Here is a 523-nt window from a genome sequence, read left to right on the forward strand (position 1 = left end):
TTCAGCATACATCGCCTGATTCGGTTTAGTGGTCATGGATTCTGCGGCAGTGCGAACCTGCGTAGGCAGTTCTAGCCAGTAGGTTGCGTTGCTATTGCAGGGGTGTATGGTGCGCGATTCATGTCCAATCATAATCTCACCACGCAGGAGCACGCGCGCTGGGGCTTCTGTGTCCGGTATCAGAGGTTGTGTGGACAGCACATTACTTTCGGCTGTGCTCGCCGAGGATTGTGGTGGCTCGGTGCTACTACAACCGAGCAAAACCATAGAACTAATAACAGAAAGTAGTGTGCATTTTTTCATTATCTAGCCTGTGATGGGCGATGAATTTAATGCTTATCTTAACAGGTGTTCAAGAAGATAGTGAGCCACAGCGTCATCTTCATTGCTGCCAATCACTTCATTGTTTGGTAGCGCCGCTTTTACTTTAGCATGCGCGGTTTGCATGACTTTACCCATGCCTGCCATCGCCAGCATTTCAGCGTCATTCATACCATCACCAAACGCAATACAGTTAGAGAGA

1 protein-coding gene is annotated in these 523 nt (G+C 48.6%); it reads right to left on the reverse strand.

All coding sequences use genetic code 11. The features are described from left to right. Positions 1-336: 336 nt before the first annotated feature. Positions 337-523: HAD hydrolase family protein (locus HW561_RS23575; protein WP_176867791.1), on the reverse strand; the 187-nt coding region annotated here is incomplete at its 5' end.

The organism is Ruegeria haliotis (assembly GCF_013377785.1).
GTDB classification, from domain to species: domain Bacteria; phylum Pseudomonadota; class Alphaproteobacteria; order Rhodobacterales; family Rhodobacteraceae; genus Ruegeria; species Ruegeria haliotis.